Source organism: Roseateles sp. UC29_93 (assembly GCF_042695725.1).
Classification (GTDB): Bacteria; Pseudomonadota; Gammaproteobacteria; order Burkholderiales; family Burkholderiaceae_C; genus Roseateles; species Roseateles noduli_A.
Map to the genome: position 1 here is coordinate 3,830,743 of NZ_CP170545.1, position 25,103 is coordinate 3,855,845.

37 protein-coding genes and 1 pseudogene are annotated in these 25,103 nt (G+C 64.9%); 11 read left to right on the forward strand and 27 right to left on the reverse strand.

The window, feature by feature from the left end; all coding sequences use genetic code 11:
• Window positions 1–46 precede the first annotated feature (46 nt).
• The 3 genes from upp (at window position 47) to ACFJIX_RS17770 (ending at window position 2,104) form a co-directional block, all read left to right on the forward strand.
• Window positions 47–679 carry a uracil phosphoribosyltransferase gene (gene upp, locus ACFJIX_RS17760; RefSeq protein WP_377153253.1) on the forward strand — a complete coding sequence of 211 codons (633 nt, stop codon included), beginning with the start codon at window positions 47–49 and terminating at the stop codon, window positions 677–679.
• 44 nt (window positions 680–723) lie between these two features.
• Complete coding sequence (locus tag ACFJIX_RS17765) at window positions 724–1,305, forward strand: hypothetical protein (protein ID WP_377153256.1); 582 nt, start codon at window positions 724–726, stop codon at window positions 1,303–1,305.
• A gap of 148 nt (window positions 1,306–1,453) precedes the next feature.
• Entirely contained in the window at window positions 1,454–2,104 is a 651-nt protein-coding gene (locus tag ACFJIX_RS17770) for an SIR2 family protein (RefSeq protein WP_377153258.1), read from the forward strand.
• Here ACFJIX_RS17770 and ACFJIX_RS17775 read toward each other — a convergent pair.
• Complete coding sequence (locus ACFJIX_RS17775; RefSeq protein WP_377153260.1) at window positions 2,040–2,372, reverse strand: toll/interleukin-1 receptor domain-containing protein; 333 nt, start codon at window positions 2,370–2,372, stop codon at window positions 2,040–2,042. The two genes, ACFJIX_RS17770 and ACFJIX_RS17775, sit on opposite strands and share 65 nt — an antisense overlap.
• An 83-nt stretch (window positions 2,373–2,455) precedes the next feature.
• Window positions 2,456–2,752: a hypothetical protein gene (locus tag ACFJIX_RS17780; RefSeq protein ID WP_377153262.1), complete on the reverse strand. Its 297-nt coding sequence runs from the start codon at window positions 2,750–2,752 to the stop codon at window positions 2,456–2,458.
• 77 nt (window positions 2,753–2,829) lie between these two features.
• On the opposite strand from ACFJIX_RS17780, the pseudogene ACFJIX_RS17785 reads away from it, so the two are divergent.
• Window positions 2,830–2,967 (forward strand): annotated as a pseudogene (locus ACFJIX_RS17785) (uracil phosphoribosyltransferase); the annotation flags it as partial.
• A gap of 44 nt (window positions 2,968–3,011) precedes the next feature.
• Here the strand turns inward: ACFJIX_RS17785 and ACFJIX_RS17790 are convergent.
• The 4 genes from ACFJIX_RS17790 to ACFJIX_RS17805 all read right to left on the reverse strand — a co-directional run bounded on the left by ACFJIX_RS17790 (window position 3,012) and on the right by ACFJIX_RS17805 (window position 6,911).
• A complete protein-coding gene (locus tag ACFJIX_RS17790; protein WP_377153264.1) occupies window positions 3,012–4,427 on the reverse strand; it encodes a TAXI family TRAP transporter solute-binding subunit in 1,416 nt (471 codons plus the stop codon).
• 215 nt (window positions 4,428–4,642) lie between these two features.
• Window positions 4,643–5,254, reverse strand: a complete 612-nt coding sequence (locus tag ACFJIX_RS17795; protein WP_377153266.1) for a chromate transporter — start codon at window positions 5,252–5,254, stop codon at window positions 4,643–4,645.
• A complete protein-coding gene (locus ACFJIX_RS17800) occupies window positions 5,251–5,907 on the reverse strand; it encodes a chromate transporter (RefSeq protein WP_377153268.1) in 657 nt (218 codons plus the stop codon). Before ACFJIX_RS17800 ends, ACFJIX_RS17795 begins: the two co-directional genes overlap by 4 nt.
• Window positions 5,904–6,911 (reverse strand): D-2-hydroxyacid dehydrogenase family protein, encoded by a 1,008-nt coding sequence (locus ACFJIX_RS17805; protein WP_377161837.1) that lies wholly within the window; start codon window positions 6,909–6,911, stop codon window positions 5,904–5,906. Before ACFJIX_RS17805 ends, ACFJIX_RS17800 begins: the two co-directional genes overlap by 4 nt.
• 200 nt (window positions 6,912–7,111) lie before the next feature.
• On the opposite strand from ACFJIX_RS17805, the gene ACFJIX_RS17810 reads away from it, so the two are divergent.
• Complete coding sequence (locus ACFJIX_RS17810; protein ID WP_377153270.1) at window positions 7,112–8,434, forward strand: tyrosine-type recombinase/integrase; 1,323 nt, start codon at window positions 7,112–7,114, stop codon at window positions 8,432–8,434.
• On the opposite strand, the gene ACFJIX_RS17815 is transcribed toward ACFJIX_RS17810, so the two are convergent.
• The 20 genes from ACFJIX_RS17815 to ACFJIX_RS17910 all read right to left on the reverse strand — a co-directional run bounded on the left by ACFJIX_RS17815 (window position 8,373) and on the right by ACFJIX_RS17910 (window position 19,415).
• Entirely contained in the window at window positions 8,373–8,696 is a 324-nt protein-coding gene (locus ACFJIX_RS17815) for a helix-turn-helix transcriptional regulator (RefSeq protein ID WP_377153272.1), read from the reverse strand. The two genes, ACFJIX_RS17810 and ACFJIX_RS17815, sit on opposite strands and share 62 nt — an antisense overlap.
• The gene (locus ACFJIX_RS17820) at window positions 8,689–8,913 is read right to left on the reverse strand and encodes a hypothetical protein (RefSeq protein ID WP_377153274.1); all 225 of its coding nucleotides are present in this window, start codon (window positions 8,911–8,913) and stop codon (window positions 8,689–8,691) included. Before ACFJIX_RS17820 ends, ACFJIX_RS17815 begins: the two co-directional genes overlap by 8 nt.
• Window positions 8,903–9,403 carry a DUF1643 domain-containing protein gene (locus ACFJIX_RS17825; RefSeq protein WP_377153276.1) on the reverse strand — a complete coding sequence of 167 codons (501 nt, stop codon included), beginning with the start codon at window positions 9,401–9,403 and terminating at the stop codon, window positions 8,903–8,905. Before ACFJIX_RS17825 ends, ACFJIX_RS17820 begins: the two co-directional genes overlap by 11 nt.
• 46 nt (window positions 9,404–9,449) lie before the next feature.
• Window positions 9,450–10,160 (reverse strand): hypothetical protein, encoded by a 711-nt coding sequence (locus ACFJIX_RS17830; RefSeq protein WP_377153278.1) that lies wholly within the window; start codon window positions 10,158–10,160, stop codon window positions 9,450–9,452.
• Window positions 10,161–10,195: 35 nt separating this feature from the next.
• Window positions 10,196–11,434 carry a hypothetical protein gene (locus ACFJIX_RS17835; RefSeq protein ID WP_377153280.1) on the reverse strand — a complete coding sequence of 413 codons (1,239 nt, stop codon included), beginning with the start codon at window positions 11,432–11,434 and terminating at the stop codon, window positions 10,196–10,198.
• A 1-nt stretch (window position 11,435) separates the two neighbouring features.
• Window positions 11,436–11,705, reverse strand: coding sequence for a hypothetical protein (locus ACFJIX_RS17840; RefSeq protein WP_377153282.1), 270 nt, complete (start codon window positions 11,703–11,705; stop codon window positions 11,436–11,438).
• Between the two features lies 1 nt (window position 11,706).
• Window positions 11,707–12,333, reverse strand: coding sequence for a hypothetical protein (locus tag ACFJIX_RS17845; protein ID WP_377153284.1), 627 nt, complete (start codon window positions 12,331–12,333; stop codon window positions 11,707–11,709).
• Window positions 12,334–12,347: 14 nt separating this feature from the next.
• Window positions 12,348–13,406, reverse strand: coding sequence for an RNA-directed DNA polymerase (locus tag ACFJIX_RS17850; protein WP_377161839.1), 1,059 nt, complete (start codon window positions 13,404–13,406; stop codon window positions 12,348–12,350).
• Between the two features lie 19 nt (window positions 13,407–13,425).
• A complete protein-coding gene (locus ACFJIX_RS17855; RefSeq protein WP_377153286.1) occupies window positions 13,426–13,563 on the reverse strand; it encodes a hypothetical protein in 138 nt (45 codons plus the stop codon).
• A gap of 159 nt (window positions 13,564–13,722) precedes the next feature.
• Window positions 13,723–14,136, reverse strand: coding sequence for a four helix bundle protein (locus ACFJIX_RS17860; RefSeq protein WP_377153288.1), 414 nt, complete (start codon window positions 14,134–14,136; stop codon window positions 13,723–13,725).
• Window positions 14,137–14,194: 58 nt separating this feature from the next.
• Window positions 14,195–14,713 (reverse strand): DUF1566 domain-containing protein, encoded by a 519-nt coding sequence (locus tag ACFJIX_RS17865; RefSeq protein ID WP_377153290.1) that lies wholly within the window; start codon window positions 14,711–14,713, stop codon window positions 14,195–14,197.
• 73 nt (window positions 14,714–14,786) lie between these two features.
• The gene (locus tag ACFJIX_RS17870) at window positions 14,787–15,413 is read right to left on the reverse strand and encodes a DUF1566 domain-containing protein (RefSeq protein ID WP_377153292.1); all 627 of its coding nucleotides are present in this window, start codon (window positions 15,411–15,413) and stop codon (window positions 14,787–14,789) included.
• Window positions 15,414–15,481: 68 nt separating this feature from the next.
• Complete coding sequence (locus ACFJIX_RS17875; protein ID WP_377153295.1) at window positions 15,482–16,366, reverse strand: ParB/RepB/Spo0J family partition protein; 885 nt, start codon at window positions 16,364–16,366, stop codon at window positions 15,482–15,484.
• Window positions 16,367–16,436: 70 nt separating this feature from the next.
• Window positions 16,437–17,075: a hypothetical protein gene (locus ACFJIX_RS17880; protein ID WP_377153297.1), complete on the reverse strand. Its 639-nt coding sequence runs from the start codon at window positions 17,073–17,075 to the stop codon at window positions 16,437–16,439.
• A 23-nt stretch (window positions 17,076–17,098) separates the two neighbouring features.
• Window positions 17,099–17,728, reverse strand: a complete 630-nt coding sequence (locus ACFJIX_RS17885; protein ID WP_377153299.1) for a hypothetical protein — start codon at window positions 17,726–17,728, stop codon at window positions 17,099–17,101.
• Entirely contained in the window at window positions 17,725–18,087 is a 363-nt protein-coding gene (locus tag ACFJIX_RS17890) for a hypothetical protein (protein ID WP_377153301.1), read from the reverse strand. Before ACFJIX_RS17890 ends, ACFJIX_RS17885 begins: the two co-directional genes overlap by 4 nt.
• A 7-nt stretch (window positions 18,088–18,094) precedes the next feature.
• Entirely contained in the window at window positions 18,095–18,487 is a 393-nt protein-coding gene (locus ACFJIX_RS17895) for a hypothetical protein (RefSeq protein ID WP_377153303.1), read from the reverse strand.
• Window positions 18,484–18,711: a hypothetical protein gene (locus ACFJIX_RS17900; RefSeq protein WP_377153305.1), complete on the reverse strand. Its 228-nt coding sequence runs from the start codon at window positions 18,709–18,711 to the stop codon at window positions 18,484–18,486. The genes ACFJIX_RS17895 and ACFJIX_RS17900 overlap by 4 nt, the downstream gene beginning before the upstream one ends.
• Window positions 18,708–18,932: a hypothetical protein gene (locus tag ACFJIX_RS17905; RefSeq protein WP_377153307.1), complete on the reverse strand. Its 225-nt coding sequence runs from the start codon at window positions 18,930–18,932 to the stop codon at window positions 18,708–18,710. The genes ACFJIX_RS17900 and ACFJIX_RS17905 overlap by 4 nt, the downstream gene beginning before the upstream one ends.
• Window positions 18,933–19,007: 75 nt before the next feature.
• Window positions 19,008–19,415, reverse strand: coding sequence for a DUF1566 domain-containing protein (locus ACFJIX_RS17910; protein WP_377153309.1), 408 nt, complete (start codon window positions 19,413–19,415; stop codon window positions 19,008–19,010).
• Window positions 19,416–19,519: 104 nt separating this feature from the next.
• Here ACFJIX_RS17910 and ACFJIX_RS17915 point away from each other — a divergent pair, with 104 nt between their 5' ends.
• Window positions 19,520–20,044 (forward strand): hypothetical protein, encoded by a 525-nt coding sequence (locus tag ACFJIX_RS17915; RefSeq protein ID WP_377153311.1) that lies wholly within the window; start codon window positions 19,520–19,522, stop codon window positions 20,042–20,044.
• 365 nt (window positions 20,045–20,409) lie between these two features.
• Here the strand turns inward: ACFJIX_RS17915 and ACFJIX_RS17920 are convergent, their stop codons facing one another.
• The gene (locus ACFJIX_RS17920) at window positions 20,410–20,841 is read right to left on the reverse strand and encodes a helix-turn-helix domain-containing protein (protein ID WP_377153313.1); all 432 of its coding nucleotides are present in this window, start codon (window positions 20,839–20,841) and stop codon (window positions 20,410–20,412) included.
• Between the two features lie 15 nt (window positions 20,842–20,856).
• On the opposite strand from ACFJIX_RS17920, the gene ACFJIX_RS17925 reads away from it, so the two are divergent.
• The 5 genes from ACFJIX_RS17925 (at window position 20,857) to ACFJIX_RS17945 (ending at window position 25,076) form a co-directional block, all read left to right on the forward strand.
• Window positions 20,857–21,069, forward strand: a complete 213-nt coding sequence (locus ACFJIX_RS17925) for a hypothetical protein (protein ID WP_377153315.1) — start codon at window positions 20,857–20,859, stop codon at window positions 21,067–21,069.
• A 124-nt stretch (window positions 21,070–21,193) separates the two neighbouring features.
• Window positions 21,194–21,712, forward strand: coding sequence for a phage regulatory CII family protein (locus ACFJIX_RS17930; protein WP_377153317.1), 519 nt, complete (start codon window positions 21,194–21,196; stop codon window positions 21,710–21,712).
• Window positions 21,713–21,716: 4 nt separating this feature from the next.
• Window positions 21,717–22,751 carry a toprim domain-containing protein gene (locus ACFJIX_RS17935; protein WP_377153320.1) on the forward strand — a complete coding sequence of 345 codons (1,035 nt, stop codon included), beginning with the start codon at window positions 21,717–21,719 and terminating at the stop codon, window positions 22,749–22,751.
• Window positions 22,748–24,214, forward strand: coding sequence for a primase-helicase family protein (locus tag ACFJIX_RS17940; RefSeq protein ID WP_377153323.1), 1,467 nt, complete (start codon window positions 22,748–22,750; stop codon window positions 24,212–24,214). The genes ACFJIX_RS17935 and ACFJIX_RS17940 overlap by 4 nt, the downstream gene beginning before the upstream one ends.
• 226 nt (window positions 24,215–24,440) lie before the next feature.
• Window positions 24,441–25,076 carry a hypothetical protein gene (locus tag ACFJIX_RS17945; protein ID WP_377153325.1) on the forward strand — a complete coding sequence of 212 codons (636 nt, stop codon included), beginning with the start codon at window positions 24,441–24,443 and terminating at the stop codon, window positions 25,074–25,076.
• Window positions 25,077–25,103: the final 27 nt, after the last annotated feature.

Below are 25,103 nucleotides of genomic sequence, written 5' to 3' on the forward strand. Positions count from 1 at the left end.
CGGCGCCCACGAGGCGCCGTTCCACACTCCGCATCCCGGTAGCGCCATGCCAGTCATCGAAGTCAAGCATCCCCTCGTCAAGCACAAGATCGGCCTGATGCGGGAGGGCGACATGTCCACCAAGAAGTTCCGCGAACTGACCGGCGAGGTCGCGCGGCTGCTGGCCTACGAGGCGACGGCGGACTTCCCGCTCGAGAAGACGACGATCGAGGGCTGGTGCGGCCGGGTCGAGATCGACCAGATCGCGGGCCGCAAGGTGACGGTGGTGCCGATCCTGCGCGCGGGCCTGGGCATGCTGGACGGCGTGCTGGACATGATGCCCAACGCCAAGGTGAGCGTGGTCGGCCTGGCGCGCGACCATGAGACGCTGCAGCCGGTGAACTACTTCGAGAAGTTCGTCGGCAAGCTGGACGAGCGCACCGCGCTGATCGTGGATCCGATGCTGGCGACGGCCGGGTCGATGATCGCAACGGTCGACCTGCTCAAGCAGCGCGGCTGCAAGGACATCCGCGCGCTGGTGCTGGTCGCGGCGCCGGAAGGCGTGGCGGCGCTGAACAAGGCGCATCCGGACATCCGCTGCTGGACCGCGGCGATCGACTCGCACCTCAACGAGAACGGCTACATCATCCCGGGCCTCGGCGACGCCGGGGACAAGATCTTCGGGACGAAGGACGTCTGAGGTTCTTGCTCACTGGATGAGCGGCGGGGTCTCCCATCGCGTTCATGTCTCGTTTCCTAGAAGTCACTGACACCACCGTCGTCATCCGGCCCACGCCGTCGACGATGTGGCTGTGGGTGCTCGCCTTCACGACCGCCTTGAGCTGGATGTTTTGGAAGTTCAGCCTCTACGACACCAGTCTGAAGGCGCTCTGGTTCCTGTTGTTTCCGTCGCTGGCCCTGATGGGCGCAGCGCTGGATTTCATCCATGCGCGCATCTCCGTCACGACCATCGATCGGGCGCGCGATCTGGTGCTGATCGAGCGCCTGCCTCGGTTCGGGCTCTCCGCAAAGCAGCGCCGCTATGCGCTGTCAGACTTTGCCGCCGTCGAGTCGCATTCAGCCGGTGTTGGTCGCTCCCTGATGTGCCGAGTGTCCCTGGTCACGACCGGTCTGCGCTCGCTGGTGCTGCTGAACGGCAGCGGCGGTTTCAGCGCCAAGTCGTTCTGGCACGCGCCGATGCCCGCTGAAACGGAGGAGGCGGCGTCAGTTCGAACCGCAGTAGCGCAGGTGACCGGACTGACCGACATGGGCTATCGAGGCACGCTCGGGATGAGCGTTGTGTCGTATGAGCCAATTGATTCCTAGGGACAGGACGCGCGCGGTTGAGAACGTGGGACAGCCCGCTTTCCAAGTTCGATCTCAGTGAACTAGCTAGTCGCGGTGAAGCTCTGAAGCCAACGCCGACTGCAGGTAGCATTTCCTGCGCAAAAGAGCTCGGTCCAGGGAGGGCATCTTGATTGATCCCATCAATTCGCTCGCGTTTTCGATGCACGCGAACAAGGGCGTGTACGCGATTCTGGTTGGGTCAGGCATCTCCCGTGCGGCCCGGATTCCGACCGGTTGGGAAGTGACCATCGAGCTCGTGCGCAAGGCCGCAGCAATTCAGAAGGCTGACTGCGAACCTGACCCGGCTGCTTGGTACCGCGGCTTCGCCGGCCGAGAGCCCGACTACTCAGTTCTGCTGGATGCGGTCGCAAAGACTCCGGCAGAGCGTCAGCAGCTGCTGCGGCCTTACTTCGAGCCTACCGAGGCGGAACGAGAGGAAGGCGCAAAGCAACCGACGAAAGCGCACCGCGCCATCGCTCGACTGGTCAAGATGGGCTATGTCCGCGTCGTCATCACGACGAACTTCGACCGGCTGCTTGAGGTAGCCCTACAAGACGAAGGCATCCAGCCCACGGTGCTCAGCACATCAGACCAGATTGCCGGCGCGATGCCACTAGTTCACACGGCGTGCACAGTCATCAAGGTTCATGGCGATTATCTGGACACTCGGATCCTGAACACTCCGGAGGAGCTCGCGAAGTATCCCAAGGCCTTCAACACGCTTCTTGACCGAGTGTTCGACGAGTTCGGTCCCGTCCCTGTAGCTGCCGCTCGTTGAGCCCATCGAGCTCGTACTGAGTCCAGCTCTTCTCGAAGAATGACGGGCTAAGGACAACAACGCCAAAGCGACTCTGTCGAAGGCCCCTATCGATTGACTGCCGGATGCTGTCTCCGAGCCGCAAAGAGAACTCGTCGTACCAGACCTCTACCCGCTCCTTCCGAAGAGCCTCCGCCAGAGGACGCACGAAGCTGTCCTTGTCCTCCGAAGCGTGGCAGATGAAGACGTCATAGAGCATCAAGTTTGTCCAGATGTCGAGTTGCGTCATTGTGGCGCCTGCGCCGAGCGGCGGCCGGGCGCGCTCTACCGCCGGCAGCGCGGCACTACGTCACCTCAGGATAAAACACCAAACTAGACGACCCCGAGTGCCCCCAGTACGCCACTCGCCAGGACCATCCACACGATCCCGATCTTGGTCCGTATCGTGAGCATCACAGTCGCGACGATCATCGCCAGTGCGGCCAGGAGCCAGCCCGTTGCGATCATCGGCCCCGACCTCTGCGACGCGATGCCGACCGTGAACGCGCGAGGCCCACGTGCTCGCGGTTGTTGCGAGCCCAGCGTGTGGCCGCCATGCGTCGACGGCAGCAGGATGCCGACCATCGGCGCGGCCGCGCCCAGCAGGTCCGACACGTTGAACCCCAGCACCACGACGAACAGGATGTTCAGACCCGACGCGGCCTGCGCCAGCTGATCGAACTGGTGAAGCTCCGAACAGTCAGTCAGTGGCGCTCATGAACAAGGCGCATCCGGACATCCGCTGCTGGACCGCGGCGATCGACTCGCACCTCAACGAGAACGGCTACATCATCCCGGGCCTCGGCGACGCCGGGGACAAGATCTTCGGGACGAAGGACGTCTGAGGTCCTTGCCCGGCGAAGGGATGATCGATACGACCGGTCGTTGATCAGTCGATCGGTGCCTCGGTCGGTCCCTCGGTCGGTCCCTCGGTCGGTCCGTCTGTCGGCCGGGACCACTGCGCCAACAGGCGCTTGCGCACCGCATAGATGTTGTTGCGCAGCGCGTAGAGCTCTTCGGCATAGGACAGCGGCACCGCAATGCGGTGTGTGACGCGGTCCAGCTCGTCCAGCTCGTCGAGCAAAGCCTCGCGCTCGCCGGTGCCGGTTTCCAGCTTGGCTTCCACCTCGCGCAGCCGCGCATACCAGCGGAAGACGCGCGAGCGCACGCGGAAGGTGTAGAGCGGCGGCACCACGCGCGACAGCGGCAGCATCAGCACCAGCAGGCCGCCGACCACCAGCCACATGCGTTCCAGCAGATTGCCGGCCCAGAAGGGCAGGTAGCGCGCCCAGGCCGGCGGCGTGCCGTTGATCGCGCGGTCGCCCTCGGCGCTGACCGGCAACTCGCTGGTGCGGGTGTTGGGGAAGTCGCGCGCGCCGTTGAACCAGCCGGCCCCGCTGTGCTGGCCCAGGGCCGCCTGCGCGAACAGCTGGCGCAGGGCAGGGTGCGTCTGCTCGCGCGCCAGCAGTGCGGTGGTGGTGGCCAGCAGCGGCACGTCGTGCGGCGGCAGATCGGCCGCCAGGTCCACCACGCCGCGCGGTAGCGTGACGGTGGAGAGGAAGGGCAGGTGGCGCGAATAGGCCTCGTTCTGCTCGAAGGCCATCAGCGCCATGGCCGGGTCGCGCAGCAGCGCGCGGATCAGGCCGGACTGCGGCGCCGAGATCAGCACCGCGGCGTCCAGCCGGCCCTGGCGCAGCGCCGCGCCGGCGTCGTCGGGCGCCAGATTGGACAGCTGCAGATCGGTCGGCTTCAGCTGGTTCAGCGCCAGCAGCTTCTCGACGATCTGCGGGACACCGCTGCCGTCCTGGTCCACATTGACCCGCAGGCCGCGCAGCTGGGTCAGGTGCTGCAGTTTGCCGCCGGGCTGGCGGCGCGCGATGCCGAGATCGCGGCGATAGAAGATCCAGATCGGCTCGTAGAACAGGCTGCCCAGCGAGACGATGCCGGCCTCGGTATCGGCCACCGGATCGGCCATGCCGCCGCGGACGAAGCCCACATCGGCCGTGCCCGCGCGCAGATGGGCCAGATCGTCCTGCGCGCCTTCGCTGGCGATCAGCGCCACCTGGATGCGCTCGCGCGCCAGCGCCTTCGCATATCCCTCCCCGAAGCCGGCGTAGGCACTGCCGGCCGGGCCGGTGGCCAGGCGCACCTGGCGCGGCGGCTGCGGATCCAGCCACCAGTAGGCCGCGACCAGCAGGCCGCCGCCGAGCAGCAGCAACGGCCCCATCGAGACCAGCATGTCGCGCACCGTCTGCACCAGCAGGCGCAGGCTGCGGGTGGCATGCCATTGCTGGATCGGGGTCATGGCTTGCCGTCCTGAGCGGGCAGGGGCCGGGCCTGCGCGTTGCAGAGTCGCTCGCAGTCCTGGGCATCCGCATGAGTGGTGGCCGCAAGGGGGAGCGTGATCGTGATGCCGAGGCGTCGCATGGGCTGGGTCTTTGCCGATGGGGGATCGGTCCATCGTATTCGAGGCGTGCTGGCCGGACTGTTACGTCCGCGCCCGCGGCAGAACTGCAGCCGCTAGACCACCCCGAGTGCTCCCAGCACGCCACCCGCAAGCACCAACCACACGATGCCGATCTTGGTCCGCATCGTGAGGACCACGGTCGCGACGATCATGGCCAGCGTGGCCCATCGGTGGTCGGGCTCCACCAGGTAGGGCGCGGCCAGCAGCCAGCCCGTTGCGATCATCAGGCCCAATGTCAGCGGCGCCATGCCGACGGTGAAGGCGCGTACGCCCAGGTGCTCGCGGTTGTTGCGCGCCCAGCGCGTGGCCGCGACCACCAGCGTCGTCGACGGCAGCAGGATGCCGGCCATCGCCGCCGCCGCACCCAGCAGTCCTGACACGTTGAAGCCGAGCACCGCGACGAACAGGATGTTCGGACCCGGCGCCGCCTGCGCCAGGGCGATCGAACTCGTGAAGCTCTGGTCCGTCAGCCAGTGCCGCTCATCCACCAGGTAGCGATGCATGTCCGGCGCCGTCGTGATCGCACCGCCGATCGACAGCAGCGACAGCATCAGGAAGTGCAGCATCAGCGCGCCGAGTTCGGGCCAGCTCAGCGTACCGACGAGCATCTGCGTCCAGCCGACGTGCGCGACGACATGGGGACTGACCTGCGCGCCGACGCTCACGTGCGCACTCCCGCGCGGCTACGTTTGAGTGCGATCAGCGCCAGCGACATGCCCAGTCCGCCGACGCTCAGCACGATCCAGAACAAGGGCAGCTTGAGCCAGACCGTCGCGCCGAAGACCAGCGCGGCGAGCGCCAGTCCGGGCATCAGACCGATCGGGTTCTTCCTCAGCGAGGGCAGCAGCTTGAAGCCCGTGGCCAGGATCAGTCCGGCCGACACCGCCCCCATGCCGCGCAGCGCGCCGGTCATGCGCGGCGAGGCCAGCCAGGTCGTGGACAGGGCCGCCAGGATCAGCACGATCACGGCCGGGAAGAGCATCATTCCCGCCAGCGCGACCATCGCACCGCGCAGGCCGAAGAAGCGGTCGCCGATCATCAGCGAGATGTTCACGATGTTCGGCCCCGGCAGCACCTGCGCGACGGCGAGCGTCTCGACGAACTCCTCGCGCGTCATCCAGTTCAGGCGCTCGACCAGTTCCCGCTGCGCCACGGCCAGCACGCCGCCGAAGCCCTGCAGCGCCAGCCAGGTGAAGGCCCAGAACAGCTGGGAGAGGGATTCGGGTTGCGCGAGCGCGGGTTCGGGCGTGAAGGCAGCAGCGCCTGGCTCGGCGCCTTCAGGGGACGGTGGCGGCGTGGAGGAGGGCCCCGCGCTCACCGGTGCCCCTTCAGCACATCCGGATTGACGATGTTGGTCGGCTTGCCGGCCATGTAGTTCAGGACGTTGTCGAACGCCGCGTCGAAGTACATCTGGTAGCTGTCCTGCTCGACGTAGCCGATGTGCGGCGTGCACACGGCGTTCTCGAGCCTGAGCAGCGGGTGGCCTTGCAGGATCGGTTCGGACTCGAACACGTCGACCGCGGCCATGCCGGGTCGTCCGCGGTTCAGCCCGGAGACCAGCGCGCCGTCGGCGACCAGTTCCGCGCGCGAGGTGTTCACGAACAGCGAGGTCGGTTTCATCCGCGCCAGGTCTTCGGTGCTCACGATGCCGGTGGTTTCGTCCGACAGCCGCAGGTGCAGCGTCAGTACGTCCGCCTGTTCGAAGAAGGCTTCGCGGCTGTCCGCGGCCTGGTGACCGTCGGCCTGCGCGCGCAGCCGCGAGGCCTCGCTGCCCCAGACCAGCACCTGCATGCCGAAGGCCTTGCCGTAGCCGGCGATCAGCTGGCCGATCTTGCCGTAGCCCCAGATGCCCAGTGTCTTGCCGCGCAGCACCATGCCCAGGCCGAAGTTCGGCGGCATCGAGCCGGACTTCAGGCCCGACTGCTGCCACACGCCGTGCTTGAGCGTGGAGATGTACTGCGGCAGCCGCCGCATCGCGGCCATGATCAGCGCCCAGGTCAGCTCCGCGGGGGCGATCGGTGAACCGCCGCCTTCCGCCACCGCGATGCCCAGCCGCGTGCAGGCGTCGACGTCGATGTGCTTGCCGACGCGGCCGGTCTGCGAGATCAGCTTCAGCTTGGGCAGCTTCTCCAGCAGTTGGCGAGGGAAGTGGGTGCGTTCGCGGATCGTCACCAGCACTTCGGCGTCGCGCAGCCGGACCGACAGCTGCCCGATGCCCTTGACGGTGTTGGTGAAGACCTTGGCGTTCAGCGCGTCCAGCTTGGCGGCGCAAGGCAGCTTGCGCACGGCGTCCTGGTAGTCGTCGAGGATGATTATATTCAACTCAATTCGACCTTTCATAACCCCTTGATTTAGCTAGCAGACTGACCTTAATGCGTTGATTGGTATAGGAAATCAACCATCTATGCCGTCGCTCGGCGTCATCAACGAACTTCAATGCACACCATCTCACTTGACTTGGTGGTGTAGCTTTGGTGTAGGTTTTCACTGAAACTACGCGCCTCCAACTCAGAGGTGTAGGTATGTTCTTCGACGCCCGCGCGGCAAAGGCCCTGGCGCCTGGAAAGCACATTGTTATACAGGGTTGTCCAGGACTGCGGCTCATTGCCTCTCAGACGCGTAAGACCTGGACCTATCGGTATCGCAGCCCGCACGACGGGTCCCTGAAGCAGATCAAAATTGGGTATTGGCCAGATCTTCAGCCAGTGCAGGCAGCTACTCGTTGGCAGGAGTTGCGCGGCCTGCGGGACAGTGGCACGGACCCTGTTGAGGCGCGAAAGGTAGAGCGCGCCACGACCAGAGCGCGGCCAGCAAAGGTGGCTGCCGAGGCGTACACGCTCTCCCAGATGGTTGAGGACTACGCGACCGGCTACCTCTCTGTCCATCGAGAGCCGCGCGGTGCTGGCGTCATCGCCCAGCGCCTGCGGAAGGCCATGGTCGTTTATGGCGCCACGCGCGCGGCCGACGTGAACCGGGCGTTCGTGTTTCAGTTCATCGAGGAAAGGATCTCGACGCCGGTCCTGGCGAAATCGGTGAAGACCGAAATGGCGGCGGCATGGCGCTACGCGATGGAGGCCGGCAGGGTGCCGGAGAACCTCCCGAACTGGTGGAGTGAGAAGACCTCGCACAAGTTCCGCAGCAAGGGGGCCATGAGAGACGGGAAGCGCAAGGGCACCGGCAAGCGCGTGCTGAGCCTGGCTGAACTCAGGATCCTACTGACCGAGGACCTCGCGCTGTTCAGTCCCCAGGTCTCACGGTTCCTCGAGATGCAGCTGTGGACCTGCACCCGCGGCGCGGAGATCTGCCAGATGCAGCGCCACCAGATCACACAGGAGGCGACTGGTTGGTGGTGGACCATCCCGAAGTCCGAGATGAAGGGGCGCAACGTGGACGACGCCTTCGACCTTCGGGTGCCGCTACTGGGGCGCGCACGCGCGATCGTGGAAACGCTTCTGACCGGCGTTCCGGCGGAGATCCCGTGGCTGTTTTGGAGCCGATCGCGCGACGGCGAGATCAAAGGCCAGACGCAGGCCTATATGCAGAGCAAGGTCCACTACATGCAGCCGTACAGCCGCAGCAGGCCGGATCACGTTCGGCGCCGGCTGCAGGTCTCGCATTGGTCGCCCCACGACCTGCGTCGTACGGGCCGAACGCGGCTGGCGGCCATGGGGTGCCCGCACGAGGTGGGCGAGGCGATCCTCGGTCACGTTCTGCCCGGCGTGGCCGGCGACTACAACCTTTACCAGTACGACGCCGAGCGAGTCCTCTGGCTGAGCCGATGGGCTACCCAGCTTGCCGAACTGGCGGCGCCGGATCATTCGCTGCCTGGCGACGCCGCGGCTTAGGCGCCCCGGTGTTCTCCGGTGGCAGCAGGTCGGACACCGGCAGTGCCGCCGCCGCTTCGAGCAGCTCGGACCACAGCCAGCCGACGCGGGCGCCGGAGAGCTTTCGCGGCTTGGGCAGGTTGCCCAAAGTCACCTCGCGCTCGAAGGTGCTCACGCTCAGCGCCAACGCGGCGGCGGCAGTAACTCGATCGACGAAGATGGGTGTCGTGGTGATCGAGTTGGCGCGACGCCCGCGCGTTCCCTTCCTCGGCTGGTCATCCATGGTCGGTCTCCTCTTCAGTCTCCGGCGGGTTCACGCGCTCGGCCAAGCGGCGCAGGCGCTGGATCTCACGGCTCAGCGCGAACTCGACGCTGCCGTAATGCCCCTTGTCTCGCTGGTACTCCATGGAGAAGGTCGCGATTTCGTTCGAGCGCCGTGTCAGGATCTCTTCGATCTGCTTGCGCTCAGACGGGGTGAGTTGTTGCGGATCAGCTGGCATTGGTGCTCCACGGTGTGAGGGGTGTGTCGTAGCCCAGCATGAGCGGGTGCTTCGGATCGCCGCCCTTCGTCAGGCCGAAGTGCATGACCGGCTTGCCCGTGCCACGAAGCAGCGCGAGCAACTCGTCCAGCTCGTTGTGCATCACGCGCGGAACCTTGCCACGGTCACCCCAGCAGGGAACGAGAATTTCGGCCTCGGCGGCCATCGCCAGGATGTGGCGCTGGTTTTCGCGTCCGATGTCGAGCCATCGCGTCGCCCTGGAGAGCGCGCGGACGTCCGTGGACCGGAGCGGCCAGACGTTGCCGACGACGAACCGGCTTCCTCCCCACACCTTGGTGAAGCCGATCCACTTGCGCACTGTCGCGTCATCGAGGCTGGCGTCAGCGGTGCTCGGGTTGATCCCGAAGAACGCGTAGACTGGTCCCGTCATCGCGACGGTGCGCTCCAGGCGGTACCGGTAGAGGCCGCAGGGGCTGAGGACGGCGCTCATGCTCCGCCTCCCTGGGACAGCGCGGCGCTGGTCGATTGACGAAGTTTCATGCGGCCTCCAGAAGAGATTGGGTAATCGGTTGCCGCACCCAGCGGCGAGGGCTTTGGTTCGGCTCCAGGCGCGCGCGCATCGCGCGGGCTCGCCATTCCTTGTCTGGAAGCGGGTAGGCGTGCCTCCAGTTCGAGTCGATACCGACGTTGCGTCCGATGTTGGTGCTGTCGGCGCTGGCGAACGGAAACCGCGTGAAGACCTCCGGGTCCAGCATCCGCAGGCCGTGCACCTTGCAGACCGGCCGGCCTTCGCGGTCGCAGATGACGTTGAAGGCCTCGGCCATGCGGTTCCACCACGCGCTGGTACCGATCTTGGCGAACTGGCCGGAGCTGCCAAGGCAAACGCGCGGGTAGCGCAGCGCCAAGCGCTCCAGTCGTTCGAGGCTCTCGTGCAGATGCCAGACTGGCGCCCCAATCCACGGCGCTCGATCGCGCCACGGCCACTCGGCCAGCAGGGCGTCGTTCGCCTCTTCGTCGCCGTCGATCACGTCGGGAATCACCGCGAAGTCGAAGACCGGGTCACGATGCAGAGCGGCAACCCATTCGTAGTATGGGCTCCAGTCCGTGACCGGCTTGCCCTTCGTCCACGCGCTGAACGCGCCGTTGTCCAACGCGATCGACTGGCAGACCTCGACGGCTAGGTCCAGTTGTTCCGGATGAGCGAAGCTGACGAAAGCATGGCCCCACTCAACGGCGGCCACCGCCACTGGCGCGGGGGTAATGGGGAGTCCGACGTATGGGATCACGCCACCCCCTTCGGGGCCAGAGCCCTAAGGCGCTGGCTGATGATCCCGGCGATCGGCTTGATGCGCTCGTCATCTACTCCTCCGCCTAGGTAGGCGACCACCATCCCAGCGACGTACTCAGCCCAGGAGGCCGCATCCTTGCCCTCTTCTGGCGCGGGAGGGCGGGCGGCCCGGAGGTCTTCTACTTGAACGCTCAGCTTCGTGAGCAATTCCTCAACGTCGGTCACGGACTCGGCATAGACCTCGTGGCCCATGCCATCCACGCCGGGGACGACGTCGATCAGGATCTTGCGGACGTCGTACTCGGGCGCCACAGGCTCAGCCACCGGCGCATCGGCCTGGGCGGCGAAAGCTGTACAAGCCTGCCTCCTGAGGCATTCCATCACCTCGCCTTGAAGGGCGAGCCAAAGCTCTGCCGGGACAACATACCCCTCGTGGCATTCTTTCAGCGGCGTCGACCCTGCAACCATTTCGCGAGCCGCGACCAGCAGCGGCCCCTGCTCTGCGTTGATCTCGGCTTCCGCCTCGGCCTCACGGCGCGCTTGGGCGGATGGCTCCACTGGAGCGCCCATGGCATCCTTGCCGTCATGGACTCGATGGCATTTGCGGCAGACGCGGCCCGTGTTGGCTATGTAGTTGCATCGCGAGTCATGAGCGAATGGGGGCGCCTTCTCCGCGCTCGTCTCTGCTTCGGGCTGGACGGCGGGGAGGGTGGCGCGTTCGCGGTAGCCGGCCCAATAGGCGTCACGCAGATCCTGCTTGTGGTACAGCGGGAGCTTGGCGCCTGACACGTCGCTGATCTGGTGCCCGCTCAACCAGCCCTCAAAGCCGGTATCGCCTACGTGGGCGGCAGAGGTCGCCGAAGGGGCGGGCGGGGCGGCGTTGAGGTCGAGGCAATGGATCACGTTGTAGACGCGATCAGTCGCCACCTTCGCGATCTTGGCTGCATCGTTGATCGTGCGCACCGGTTCGATCACGTCGCCCATCTGACGCTGCTTTACTGCGATGGCTCGCATGCCGATTTCTGCCTGCTCAAGCGCGACGACCTGCTGCTGCGAGATGAGCATGAACCCCTCCGGCAGCCCCACCGGCTCTGCCGCAGATGGTGCGGCGGATTCGAGGGCGGCGCGGATGACGGCGAGCTGTGGGCGCTTCGACATCACAAAAGCGCCGCTGTACTGCTCGATCTGGTTCAGCGCTTCCAGCGCCTGCTCCTGTGCGTTCTTGTCGGTCATGTCAGTCCTTCAGGTAGTCCTCGGTCTTGAAGTAAAGATCGCCCGTCATAAGCTCGGCATCCGTGTTGGTGACGATCACGGCAGCGTGCGGATTGCAGTTGTCGTTCAGCCACTTGATGGCAGGACGAATTGCGTTTTCGAACGTCGCCGGCTCAGCCGTCACCGCCCAGTCCAGCAGCGATGCCGCCTGGGAGTCGCCGTGATCCAGAAACTGCTTCTGCGCGGTCAGGACGGTGGCGAGTTGCTCGCCAGTGATGGTGTAGGTGGTCATGTCAGGCTCCATTGCGCTTGAATTCGACGACCCAGACGAAAGGGTTGGCGTTCCAAGAGCCATCGCCGTTGATGGACTCCCAGAGCCGGCGGAAAGAACCGGCGGCGGTGTCGGATGCGCATCCAGGTCCGGGGCCAGGGACCCAGAAGACGCCACCCTCTCCGGGATCGAAGTCGATTCCTTCGGCTCGCGCGTCTTCCTCGCTGATCGACATCAGCCGCTCGACGCGAACGTCGGTGATCTCCAACATCAGGCGGCAGGCGTAGCGCGGCATGTGGATGCTTGGCTTCCACTTTTCGCCGAGGCGCTGTTCGACTCGATGGGTGGCCGCGTAGACAAATGGCCCGTCCTCGTCGCTTTTGGCGGCCATCGCGTGGATGCTGTGCGCCCAGGTCTCGCGTACCCACAGGCGGTCGCCGGGCGCGCCGTAGGGGCAGGCCGTGGCGATGTGAGGTGCCTCGACAGCGATCGCGCGCGGGCCACTCTTCTTGCCTTCCAGGTAGAAGCCGCCGGCCCAGCGCGAGTCGGCAACAGGTGTCGGCTTCACGATGCGGCGCGTCTGTGTCTTCGTGCCGGCGAGCAGGGCGCGCACCATCGGCGCGCTGAATAGGATTGGTCGCTCTTTCACAGGGGGACTCCCATTTATTGACTGACGCCAACCGTCTTCGTTAGGTCAGCGACGATGGCCTTGCCGCGCTTACGAAGCGCATTGGCAAGGCGGACTCGGTCCATGTGGCTCTTCGGCGCCTGACGCAGCAAGCCGAAGTAGCTATTCCCCAGCGTGCCCAGTTCTTCCGCAGGTGCAGCTTCGATGCGCCGGAGAGCAGCCCTGACCGAGCGGCGGCGCGTCGTTTGTGACCAGGGCTTGATCACGTTGCCGACGAAGTCGATGCCGCGGCTGACCGGCTGAATGATGGTCTTGCGAGGATTGAGACTGGCGTGAAGCGTGGCCGGCAGCCACAGCCCGATGTCATCGTGCGCCTGGCGGAGAACGGCAGGGTCGCGGTGGATCAGGACGAAGTCGTCAACGTAGCGCACGTAGTGCTTGATCCGCAGATCGTGTTTGACGTGCTGGTCCAGCGCGTTGAGATACACGTTGGCGAAGAATTGGCTGCTGAGATTGCCGATGGGCAAGCCGCAATGGGCCGGCGCGTTGAACAGGCTCTTGTGCGGCGGAACGACCCGCATCAGCGCCTGAGGACTGTGCATCAACACATCGCTGCGCGGGTCGTGCAGCAGGATCAGATCGGCCAAGTCGCGCCACCATCCAGGCTCGATGTGTCGGTGGAGCTCACCACGCAAGACGACCTTGTCGATGGCGACAAAGAAGTTGGCGAGGTCGCACTTCAGGTAGTGCGCGTGGTACTGCCAGTTCTCTGTCGCGCTGCGGACGTGCTGCGCCAGGCGGCTCGCAGCGTAGAGCGTGCCCCGGCCCGGGATGCATGCGCAGCTATCCGCGATGAAGCGTGCATGGAACCGGTCGGCGATGCGGTTGTACAGAAGGTGGTGGACGATGCGGTCGCGGAAGTCCGCCGCCCAAACCTCGCGGGGCTTCGGGCGCGTCACCACGGAGCAGATCGAGCGGCCGGGCCGATAGCTGTCGTCGACCAACTCGCGATGGAGACGCACGAGCTGGCGCTCACGGTCCCCTTCGAATGCGAGGGCACTCGCGGTATTGCGCTTGTGTCTGCGGCAGTCCATGTATGCCACCACGAGTTCCTCAAGAGTAGGTGCAGCGTCTTGGTCTGCGGACGGCGCGAGCCCGGTTCTCGTTGTCCTTGTCGTCGTTGTTCTGGTTGCCATCGTCGAAGCTCTGGTTCCAGGCGTTGTGGGCCGAGTACTGCGTCGTGTCGTGCAATCCACGCGGTGCTGCCGAGGCTCTCGCTTCAGCGGCATCGCTGCGCCGGGCAGGGCGGAACAAGTCCGCTGGTTCCCGTGATGCGCATATCGGTGGCTTTACCGGCCAGCGGCACGACCAGATTCAAGAAAAGTCGCACGGGCCTGAGAGGCGTGCCCCTCAGACAACAGGCGGCGCTGCGTTGAACAAACCGACCTGCTGCGGGTCGGCAGCAATCGGGGTGAATGACCGTGCGGCCATGGCCTTCTTCCACCCACCGACTTGTGCGCCGACCGAGTCGGTGACCTCCACCGAGCGCGCGTACTGCTTGTGGCTGATGAACTGTTTGTCATGCGCCAGGCGCAGCAGCAGCTCAGCGACTTGCAGGTGCTCCAGCAGCTTGGTGAGGTGGGGCGTCTTGTCGAGCGCGGCATTGGCGCGAGCGACGAGGACTAGCACCTCCAGGCACTCATCCCGGAGCCGGCTTCCGACGCTGGCCTTGACGTCGCGCGGCAGGTTGCGCACGAGATCGGTGGCAAGGCTCAGCAGGTCGTATGCCAGCTTGTAGACGGGGAGATCCTTATGCAGGGCCATTTTTCGCGCGACCGGCGCTGCGCGCCGGGCTCAAGTCATTGGGTGGTGAAGGACTGAATCACTGAATGAGGAATCTGCGGACGGCGCGAGCCCGGTACTCGAAGTCCTTGTCGCCGCCGTCCTGGTAGCCATCGTCGAAGCTCTGGTTCCAGGCGTAGTGGGCCGAGAACTGCGTGCTGGACCAGTACCACGCGTTCGTCTTGAACAGCTCGGGGACGTTGATCCACAGCAGACGCAACTCGCGGCGGCTCGGCAGATACCAGTCCTTGTGCCCGTCGACGTCGAGGCTCGCGGCCCATTCGGCGGCGGGGTAGCTGTCCGGGCTCTCGACGAGGACATGTGTGTTCCTCGCGCCATCGAACGTGCTCAGCGCGGGAGACTCCTTGCCGTAGCCACCGAACGCCACGCGTTCCTTGTCCGTCGCGACGTCGGCTGAGACGAAGAGGTGGTAGTCGGGAAGCCCCGGTTCGCCGCGCACGATGCCGGCATAGATGCCCTGGCCGGGCCAGATGTCGCCGATGCGCGGGAACCAGCCCTGCGGCATTGCGACGATGGGTTGAGAGATCTTCTTGCTCATGCGGTCCTCCGAAAATTCGACCGGCCCGCGCTGCGCGCGGGGCAATCAATGCGTGGTTGAAGTGGTGAAGGACTCAAGCACTGAGCTTGAATCTGCGGACGGCGCGAGCCCGGCCCTCGCCGTCCTTGCCGACGCTGACCTGGCTGCCAACGTCGAAGCTCTGGCCCCAGGCGGTGTGGGCCGAGTACTGCGTGCTGGACCAGTACCAGCGCTCCTCCATCGCCTGCGAGCCACCGTCCTTGAATTCGGCGGAGTGCGTCTGTCCGGGAAGCGCCAGCGTGTAGGCATGCGTCGGCGGCAGGGCGCTGGGGTTCTCGCCGTTGCGATAGGTGTAGTTCTCGCCTTCGACCGGCTTGAGATGCCGATAGATCAGTTCCAGCTCGTCGCGGCTGGGGATGTACCAGTCGCTGAAGCCATTGATCACCAGCCCCTTGATCCAGGTCGCGAGCGGGAGTTCCGCGGCGAGCATCGCTTCCGTGTTGGCGCGGCCGTCGTTGAACGAGTCGGCGCCCGAGATCTCCGTGCCGTACTTTCCCCAGGCCAAGTCGTTGGCCGGCTCGCCGACGTCCTTGGGGGCGATGATCAGCGCGAAGTGTTCGTCGCCGATGCGGAACTTGCCGACGTAGAAGCCGCCTTCGAAGGGCGTGCCGGGCTCGGTGGGGACGAGCGTGTCGCTCGTGATCTGGATCGCAGCGTTCATGGATTTGCTCCTGGTTGTGAACGAAGGTGCCGGTGTCCCGGCGATGGGAAACGGATGGGCAGGCTTGCTCAGCCGCCCTTGGGGAATGGCCACGGCTCGACGCCGCCGTCCGGGTTGTTGCCGTCGTCGTCCCGGAACATCTCCTGCGTGCGCGTGTCACGCACGGGCTCGTCCAGGCCGTTGAGCACCCATTCGAGTGCGGCGCGCCGCTCGCCCGTGGATGCGTCGCGCTCAGAAACGATTTCCTTGCGCGTGCGCAGCTTGGGCTTGGGGTTGCCCATCACGGCACGTTGCGCGCGGGCCTTGGCGTGGCCGGTGACTCCGGCGCCGGCCTGCTTCAGTTCGGCCACCTTGACGCGCTGCTCGGCCGGCGTGAGCTTGGCGAGCTGGTAGGCAGCGGTCGCGTTGACCGTGCCTGCCTCCACAGCGGCGCGGACCTCGGGCACGCACTCAAGCAGCGACAGCGTCTGCTTGACCGTCTTGGCGTTGCAGCCGAAGAAGATGGCGACTTGCGTCTCCGAGATGCCCTGGTCCATGAGCCGGACCATCTTGCGGGCGCGACCCAGCGGTGTGTCGTCCTCGCGCATCTCGTTCTCGGCCACCATGAGGCCGCCCAGCACCACGGTGTCGCTGCGGCGCGGAATGGCGGGCACCTGGATGAGCATCTCGCCGCGCTCGCGCAGGCGCTTGTTGGCCTCTCGGGCGTGCTTCACCCGCTGCCGGCCCGCGACCACCAGCGTCTTGCCTGTCTCCGGGCACTTGGTCACCACGATGGGCTGCCCAACGCCGAGGGCCATGATGTTGAGGACCATCGCCTCCTTCAGCGGGAGGTGGACCCGTTCGTCATACAGGTAGTGCTTCGGATCGGTGACGAGCACCAGGTCGTCGGGGTCGAAGGCGAGCACGTTGGACTTGCCTTTGGCGCCGTAGGCGTCAATGCTGTTCTTTGCCATGTCGGAATCTCCAGGCGGATGAAGGGTGTCGCGGCAGCGCTTCAGCCGCGTGGAAAGGGGTGGTGGCGGATCAGGCGGCCTTGCGGGCCGTCTCGGCGGCGGCGACCTGTTCGAGGTCCCAGGCGCGCAGGCGCTTCGGTCCTACGGCGGGCCACGGGCCTTCTGCTGGCATCGGCTCGACGCGGCCGTCCGGATACACCAGCTCGTCGCCGCGACGGCTGGGGTGTTGGCGATAAGTCAGTCCGTCCGCGCGCTCAATGGCCGGCAGACTGGCCGCGCCGCCGGCCACGTATCCGTGGCAGCAGCTCCGCACGCCGTTGGCCTGCAGCGGCCATACGAACGGTTCCACCGGCCCGGCGACCTTCGTGCTGCGGTCGATCGTGGCAGGCTGGTGCGGCAGGCGTTCGAGGGAGACGCGCCCCAGCTTGTGTAGCAGCTTGAGTGTTTCGACGCCGTCTTCGGTGAGGTATGCGCGCGCCTTGTGGCTCGCCAACATGGTCGCGACCAGGCCGCCCTGCTTGGCGTGCTGAACGAATTTCGGGGAGAAGTTCGTTCCGGCCTCGATGCCCATGTGCACCCGCACCTCTTCGAAGGTGACGCTCGTGGCTGGTGAGTCGCCGCCCAGCTCCCAGAGGGCGATGAGAAAGTTCATCCGGTTCGACGCGGCGTTGGGGATCCGGTCGCGCTTGTTTGGGCCGTTGCTGGGCATGGTGTACTCCCTTCGTGACGGCGTCAGGCCGCGTGGACCTGGTCGGCTTGGACCTGTTGGATGATGGAAAAGTCGAGCAACGCGCCCACGAGCTTTTGTCGCAGCGCACCCAACGTGCCGTCGTTGTTGATCTCGGCATCGGCGGCCAGGTCGAGCCACTCGCGCTCACTCACGTGGCTTCGGGTGTTCGCGGCCTCGGCGCGCTGCAGTCGGATCACGTGGCCACCGTGCTGGTGAATCCACGTGGACTCGCTGACGAAACGCACGTCAGGGATGAGCACCAAGTGGTGCCGGCCAAGGCGGCCGAACTGGCTCTCATCGGCGAAGATGGCCTGCTCCATGATGCGGACCCAGATGTCGCCGAAATGCCGACGGCCCCAGTCCGTGCCGAGCGTCTGCGCCAGCTCGCGGTAGCTTGCGCCGATGCCCGGCACCGGCAGTTCCTTCTTCGCCGGCTCGTGCATGTAGCTGTGAGGAATGATGGCGCTGAGCATCTCGCGCATCGGAAACGCGAACGCCCGAACGGTCACATCCATGTAGGGACGTGCCAGATCGGCCAGCATGCCGGCGGCCGTGTCCTTGCCCGCATAGGCGTGACCGGCCAGGCCGATCAGGAAGATGCGCTGCTTGGCGCGTGTGTGGTTGGCAGTCATGCGGATTCCTCCTGTTGATGGGGCTCGTCGTACCGACGGGGCGGAACGAGCGGCTCCAGGGCAGTCACTTCGCGCAGCAGCAATTCGCTGCCATCGCGGCCACGGTGCTTGATGCGCATGCCGTTCGCTTCGATGCGGACCATCGACCGAACGACGAGGTTGCGGGCCTTGCTGCCGGCTGCGACAGCGGCGCTCGGCCCGAATCCGAGTGAGAACTCCGCCTCCGTCGTGACGCCTGCGACGTCCACGATCGCGAAGACGATCCACTCGGGCTCAGTCACACCGGCGACGCCGCGGGGACGGCACCGGCTCTGGGCGGGCGAGAGCAGGCGCCCGATGAGGGTGACGGGGCTTCTCATGGCGGCCTCAGGCGATGCGGTGGAACTGAGGGTCGTTGGCAGCCACACGCACGCCGATGGCAGCGAGGCGGTGCTCGACGAGGGTGAGCTGAGCCCGAACGCGACCCAGCTCGGCGCGTTCGTGTGTGATCCGGCTCAGCAGGATCGGGTCGGCGGATCGACGCATGGAGCGCATGTACGACACGGCTTGCTCGTCCTGACGCAGCCCCGCATCCAGGCTGCGCGCGTCGGCGGCCAGCCGGTGATGACGATGGAGCAGCCAGGCGCGCCTGACCCACTCGATCGCCCGGGCAATCGCGCTCGTGTGGGTGCGGACCTCGTGGGGCTCGGTGAACACGTGCGATAGCCACGACGCGCCATGCGACACCGGCAGACGCGGAATGCGATTGGGCCGGCTCACGATGCATCCCCCTCTGCCGGCGTTGCCACTAGCTTCAGCTTCGCCACCCGGGTGGTGATGCTGCCGTCGTCGCCGACGATGCTTTCACGCTGGCGCACGTAGTAGGTGGCGATCACCGTCGGCAACGCGTTGGGCCGCAGGCGGATCGTCGCCTCGGCGAGGTCCTTCGTGTCGAGGCCGAGCGCGATCGCAAGGTCTCGGGCGAGGTTCTCCCCGGCGCTCACGACATCACCTCGGCGAAGTGTTCGTCGTTGGCGGCGGCCCGGCCGTTGGCGACGGTGCCGACGATGCCCGGGGCTCGCAGCGCGCGTGCGCTGCCTCCACGAAGCGCATCGCCGTACGTGGCTTGCGCGAGTGCCAACGCGGCACCAGTGCTGTCGGCCAGCATCTGCATCATCCGGCGCGAGCCGTCAGACAGGCGCAGAGAGAGGTGGATTGCCTTCATGAAGTCCTCCCGAAAATTCGGCGCGACCGCGCTGCGCGCGGCAGGGGTCAGGTCATGTGCGAAGGATTGAAGGACTCAAGCAATGAGCTTGAATCTGCGGACGGCGCGAGCCCGGTACTCGTAGCCCTTGCCGCCGTTGTACTGGTAGCCATCGTCGAAGCTCTGGTACCAGGCGTAGAGGGCCGAGTACTGCTCGCGAGTCCAGTACCAGTCGCGCTCGAACCGGTCCTTGGCATTGGCGTAGAGCAGGGCGCTCTCGACGCGGTTGGGCAGCTCGCCGCCGACGCCTTCCGCCCAGGCCATTGCCTCGGCCCAGGTCAGCTCCTGGCCGGGTTGGGCATTCAGCAGGACGAGCGCGAACAGGCCGCCATCGGGTGACGTCGTCACGCCGAAGTAGCGGCCAATGGAAACGGATTCGGGGTCAGCGGGCCATTCAGCGCCCAGGGCGGGCAGGCTCGCGAGAGTGATGGTGTCGGTCGACATGGGGCCTCCGTGGTGATGTGAAGGCAGTATAAGCATGCTTGTGGTTGTTATGCAAGCATACTTGTGTCGACTCGCGAGATCCTTTCCCCAACGCGGAGGGATGGATGAAGAAGATTGTTTTCTGCGGGGCTCTACTCGTCTCAACGGCGCAGGTCCACGCGGCTTGGCGCTACCAAGCTTGGGAGGATCCGATAGACGGCTCTAGGATGAGGCGGGCGGGCGTCGAGTCGACCGTAGCGGCTGACCCTGCGACCTTGGTGTTGCAGCGCGCCGAGGGCGGAGAGACGACCGTGATGATCACGATCAGGCGGGGCCAGTTCTGGTGCCCGCAACGATGCGACGTGAAAATGCGCTTCGACGACAAGTTGCCGCCGCTAACGGTTTCGGCGAGGCCCGCAGAGGATGGCTCGTCGGATGTGCTCTTCCTTGGTGGAGAGCGATTCGTGCTTGAAGAGCTACTTGCCGCGAAGCGCGTTCGCGTGGAGCTGCCGCTCTTTAGGGCGGGTCTTCGGATCTACACCTTTGAAGTCAAGGGGTTGCGTTGGGAGCTTCCGGCCCCGTCGGCGGTGTATTCATTGCCTGAGCAATCCAGTCCGCGGGAAGATTGGGGGGGAGAGTCCCGCCGATGACAATTACACATTGGTGTGGTCGATTGATGACCACTGGGGGTGAAGCACGCTGGGGGCGTGGCTGTTCGTTGAGGGCACGGGCGCTGGACATACGCATGCGGTCGAGCAGCCTTTGAGCTGCCTCCTTGTAATCGTCGGACATCAATATTCCTCCTTGGACCCCAATTCTTCGGGCCAGGTTACATATTGATGCGCGGATCACCGGTGCTTTCATGTCCTAAACCAAATCGCAGCCGCGAACCCTGCGAAAAAGACACAGGTACCAGCCGCAACTCTGAGTGCGCGCGCCCAACGGGGTCCGACCTCTACCCCTGGTGCAAAGATAACGCAGCGGACTGGATCGTTGATCTGGATCACGACGGTGCCTAGTGCTGTTGTTCCGGAACCGACCCGGATTTGATGTTCAGGTTGGCTCGCTCGACCAGCTTGTCCACTTCGTTGACGAAAAGCCCATAACGTTGACCGCGCTCGGCGGCGTCCATCGCCGTCGCGAGACTGCGCGCGACGTCGCGCCAGGTCGTCGGAGATACGGCTGCCATCTCGCCTTCGCCGGCAGCAAGCCACAGCGCACTTACGTCGAGGAGCGCCGCTGCCTTGACTGCATTCGCAGCCGTGAGGGCTTTGGTCTGCCCATTGATCACCAATCCGATGGCGGACTCGGACACCCCAAGCTTCTGCGCCAACCAGGCGCGACTCTTGTGCGCGTGCTTTAGCGCCACTTGCAGACGTTCTCCAAACATAGGAAGCAAGTCTGCTTGCGGTCGATATGAGCATGCTTGTATGTTGAACCTAAGCATGCTTATACTGCCGCCATGAAGAAGGCAGAAGGCATTGGGCTGCTGGGTGGTGTGGCAAGGGCGGCGATCGACATTGGAATTTCGGAGTCAGCAGTACGGCTGTGGCCGGACCCGCTAACACCGGCCATTCGCGATCGCGTGCAAGCGGCGCTGTACCGCCGCCAGCTTGCTGAGCAAGAGCGCAACGTGAGCGATGTGGATCGCTCGGTACGACGGCTCGTCGCATAGCCCGCGCGCAACGCAAACACGCAAATCATCAAGAGTCGTCGATTGGAGTGGTTGTGGCTGCTCATAGCCGCAGTGTCGGAACTCGTCGGTGGTTCGTAATCCTCAATCCGACTGGAGAAATCAAATGACCAAGCGTCTAGACCCAGTGCACCCGCAGGACGCGCTCTACGCAGCGGCGCGCATGTATCCGGGCGGTGTTAAAGCGTTGGCCATTGTGCGAGACGTCAGCACCGAGACCATGTATCAGAAGCTCGATCGTCAAAATCCGAAGAACCGAATCGGCTTCGACGATGAGCTGTTCAGCCTGCTCGACCAACTCCGCGCGGCCGGCGTTCCGCCTTGGGACGACGCAGTAGCGGCGTTGGCGCACCAGTGCGGCGGCGTGTACGTGCGCCTGCCTGATTCCTCGTCCGACATGGATGCCCCCGCGGCCAGTCTGGCCGTTTCGGCGATCCGGGAATTCAGCGAGCTGATGACCGAGTTCACGGCGGACGCTAACGCAGGCATCAACGATGCCGCGCTCGCACGGCTGGAGAAAGAGGGTAATGAGGCTCTGAGGGCCATCCAGCGCATGCTTAGTTGGGCCCGGCAGGAGCACGATCGCCGCCAGACTGAGCGGGCTTCCCTCAAGGCCGTCGCCTGACCGGATGCACGACAACTACCGCTCAGTGATCCACCAAATGGAAGCATTCGGCATCGAGTTCAACGCGCGGAAAGACCTCCCGCTGCAGATCGACTTGCCGAAGCGAAAGACGTGTGGGCTGAAAGGTAAGTTCTGGTATCGCCTGCACTCGTTCCAGCCTGACGCGGGCGGCAACTACATCGTCGGTTCGTTCGGCAGCTACAAGACGGGCGACTACGCCAAGGTCGAGGTGGACTGGAAGCCATTGAGCGAGGCGGAGTGGCGCCGGCTCAAGGCCGAGCGCGAAGCTGCCAAGCAGCGAGGAATCCGGGAGCGGGAGAAGGACGCCAGGCGTGCGGCAGCACGTGGAGCCGAGCTGTGGGCTGAAGCGGCGACGCAGGGCCAAAGCGCCTACCTGACTCGCAAACGCGTCGAGCCCGAGGCATGCCGGTTTCTCGACGACGGATCAATCGTCGTGCCGCTGATTCGATACGACCGACCGCGTGCGGACGCCTTTAGAGGTGTGCAGAGAATCTTCGGCGAGAAGCGGACGGATAAGCACTCCGGCGCCGAACTCCCAGACAAGACATTCAGCAAGGGCTTCGATCCGACAGGGGCGGCCTGCCGCCTTGGTCCCGTTCCCCCGGATGTACGAGTCCTTGCGGTGTGCGAGGGCTACGCCACGGGGCTGTCCATTCGAATGGCCACATCACGGCTGGTGCCGGTGTATGTGGCGCTCAACGCGGGGAACCTGGAGCACGTCGTTCCTATCCTGCTCGACCTCTTCCAGTCGGCACGCGTGCTGATCTGTGCCGACGACGACTGGCGCACGAGGAACTTCCAGACCAAGCAGCTCGAGAACGTTGGGCGCATCAAGGCGCTCAAGCTCTCGCGCAAGTACGACCGTGTCCACGTTGTCTCACCGGCCTTCGATCGAAGAAGCCGCGGCGACAAGGACACCGACTTCAATGACCTGCACGTCCGCGAAGGGCTTGCGGTCGTCACTGAGCAACTAATGCCTGTGCTCCGGGCATTGGGGCTCTTGGAGCAAAACCCATGAATGACCAGGGAGCAGAGAATGTCGTCCCACTACGCGGCGGCGCCGCTGGCGGAGATCCGCCTCCTTCCTCCAGCGGCGGTTCACCCGCGACTGGGGGGAAGGGTGCGCGCCCGAAGAAGAAGCTGGATTGGGGCTCGATTAATCGCCTGTTCAAAAGCTTCGTACTGATCTACCCCACCGACACGGTGTGGGACGAGGAAACGCGTTCCATCGTCAAGATCAACGCACTCCGACTGGCCTTCGGCAGCGATACCGTCAAGGTGTGGCTGGCCGACAAGGAGCGGCGCCGCATGGTGCACGTGGATAACCTGGTCTTTGAGCCGGGGCAGAATCTCGGGCCCGACTACATCAACCTCTTCGATGGGCTCCCGACGGAGCCGGAGGAAGGGGACTGCGCCGTCATGATTGAGCTGCTGCACTACCTGTGCAGCACCAGTGACGCGCCTGGTCTTGGGCCCGAGGAAATCGCGGACTGGGTGCTGCGATGGTGTGCACTCCCGCTGCAGCGGCCGGGCGCGAAGCTCGACACGGCGTTGGTCTTCCACGGGTCGCAAGGCACCGGCAAGAACCTGTTCTTCGACGTGCTCCGCGACCTGTACGGCGAGTATGGCGTCATGGTCGGACAGACCGAAATCGAGGACAAGTACAACACGTGGTTGTCGAGGCGCCTTCTCATCGTAGGCGACGAGGTCGTCAGCCGACAGGAGATGTACCACGCCAAGAATCGCTTGAAGTGGATCGTCACGCAGAAGACAAAGATCCCCATCCGTGCGATGCACCAGGACACACGCTGGGAGAGTAATCACGCGAACTTGGTGTTCCTGTCCAACGAGGCTCAGCCGCTAGCATTGGAGGACGGCGACCGGCGATACTGCGTAATCTATACGCCGACGAAGCATCTGGGCGACCTTTACCAGCGGGTGAGCGAGTTCCTCGACGCGGGCGGCGCAGCCAAGTTCCTGCACTTCCTGATCAACCTCGATCTGCAGGACTTCGGCGAGCACACGAAGCCACCATTGACCACGGCCAAGCAGACACTCATCGAGTTAGGGTTCAAGCCCGCCGAGCGCTTCATGCACGAGTGGATCTCGGGCTTCCTTCCCCTACCCATGCGGGTGTGTGGCGTTGAGCAGCTCTATCAAGCATTCCAGCGGTGGGCGCATCAGAACGGCGAGCGATACCCGCCCAAGCAGGCCGACTTCACTCAGCAGGCGCGCAAGTTCGTCGATGAGCGCATTGAGGTGAGCGCGGATGGCGTGCGCCAGGCACCACTCTTCGACTACAAGGTGATCCAGACCCGCGCCGGCCCCAGTTCCCCCAGGAAGGCCATGCGCTGCTGGATCCCGCGAGGCTGTCGACCTCCTGAGGGAACGACAGAGGGGGAGTGGGCCGGTAGCTCGATCGACTCGTTCCAGACGGTCGTTCGCAACTTCCTGCGTGCTGCGGACGGGGAAGATTCATGAGCCGTGTTTCGCCTGTTTCGTTGCCCGTTACGCCGCAAACCCGCGTGGTTACGCGAGTTACGCGGTTACGCGCACCTTCTACGTATGTGCGTGTGCGCATGCGTGAGACGCTTCAAACATGCATTCATGTATGCGCGACCACGCGTAACCGCGTAACTCACGTAACCACAACACATTTACGCGAAACAGGGGTCGTAACAGGTGAAACGGGGAAGGAGGAAAAGGGATGCTGAAGATCTCGACGGATTTCAGCAGCGTCACCCGCTCCATCGGGACGTTGATGAGCGACATCGAGCGTGAGGGAACGCGCCTTGGCATCAACCGGACACTGCAGCGGGCCAAGACGGAAGCCGCCCGAGCGATCACGTCAGAGTTCGCCATCAAGTCCAACGAGGCCAGGGCCCAGCTCAAGGTCACAAGCATCTCGCGCAAAGCTGGTGGGTTCGTGCTGCAGGGATCGCTGGAGGCATTCGGTCGGCGCGGTGGGCGCAGCTCACGCAACGTCATGCTGTTCGGTGCCAAGGCTGCACCGGGCCGCGAGCGCAAGCAGGTCCGCTTCTCCACGCCTCAGGGATGGCGCACGCGCACCGTGGCTGTTGGTGGTGGCGTGTCCGTGAAGATCAAGAAGACCGGACCGCGCAAGGTCATTGAGGGCGCGTTCATCGGCAACCGAGGGCGCACGGTCTTCATCCGAGAGGGCCAAGCACGCCTGCCGATCAAGGCTGTCGAGACGATTGATCTGCCTCAGATGTTCAACACGCAGACCGTCAACCGCCGTCTGCTCAAGCGCGTCGCCGAGATCCTCGACGTCGAGGTGCAGCGCGGCATCGCGCTGGCGACTGCGAGGTTCAGCCGTGGGTGAGGGCAGGGCCTCGGGCCTGCACCAGGT